We start from the raw sequence: 1,235 nt of genomic DNA, 5'->3' as shown, positions 1-1,235 counted from the left end.
CCTAAAGTCACACTCGTGTAATCAATGCCGCCATTCTCACCCTCTTTTTTATCGTAATGAACAACAGCCGAGTCATCAGACTGAAGGCTGGTAGAAAGATCTTTCAGACTTGCATCAAGCTGACCCTTGTTAACCGCTTCATTATTCTTCGTTGCTGCCTTAACACCTGAAATTATCCGATCCGTACCAGTCTTGTTGGCTATGTTGATTTCACTGCCTTCTACTTCTTTACCAATAGTGATAATTTTCGTCTTCTCATCCTGCTTGACAAGGCTATCACTGACAACATTGGTAACATCATTATGAACATTCGTGACAGAACTACTAATATCAGAAAGTGCTTCCGCTACACTCTTATAGCTTTCTTCACTTTCTTTACCTTCTGCATCAACTTTCTTGATTACAAAATTTGGAGCTTTCCATTGTCCATCTTTATCATAACCAGCTCCTCCACCAAAATACGTCGCAAACGTCTGATTCATTGAATAAAGTTGATTACCAGCGACAGCATCTGTTGATTTAGCGCTAATCTCACCATTTGCTAGAAACGTAATTCTACTGTTTTCTTGTGTCCTGACAGCTCTGCCTTGTTCTTCTTGCTTCTTCTCATGACGCGCGACAAAGGCATCGGCTTCATCATTCCATAATAAAGAATCTTGCGCTACTCCTTCAGAAACTTCTTTAATCCGTGCATTCACATTCTTGATATTCTCATCAAGACCAGTAAATGCACTACCAACATTATCAAAAGAGCCATTTGTTATATTACCAGCTGTATCAACCTTGGATAACTTGTAGGTTGGTCCTGTAAACGTACCCTCAACAAATTTTGCATCGCCACCAAGGAATTTAGCTACATTCTGAGAAATCGTGTTGATCTGACTACCATTAATCGCATCATGTGAACTCTCACCAATGGCACCATCTTTTACATTATGAAGTGCAACTGGTCCTGCATCCTTACCTTTACCTAAAGTCACACTCGTGTAATCAATGCCGCCATTCTCACCCTCTTTTTTATCGTAATGAACAACAGCTGAATCATCTGACTGAAGGCTGGTAGAAAGATCCTTCAGACTTGCATCAAGCTGACCTTTGTTAACAGCTTCATTATCCTTTGTTGCTTCACCAACACCTGAAAGTGTCCGATCCCCTTTGTCTTTATTTGCGATATTGAGTTCTGTACCTTCTACTTCTTTACCAATAGTGATAACTTTTGTCTTTTCATCCTGCTT

1 pseudogene is annotated in these 1,235 nt (G+C 40.2%); it reads right to left on the bottom strand.

What is annotated here, in order from left to right:
• Window positions 1–1,235: pseudogene (locus ACFINK_RS09300) on the bottom strand (hypothetical protein); the annotation flags it as partial.

Origin of the sequence: Bartonella sp. AA16NXGY (genome assembly GCF_042197325.1) — a bacterium.
In the GTDB taxonomy this organism is placed as follows: Bacteria; Pseudomonadota; Alphaproteobacteria; order Rhizobiales; family Rhizobiaceae; genus Bartonella.
This window is presented reverse-complemented; position numbering and strand designations above follow the sequence as displayed.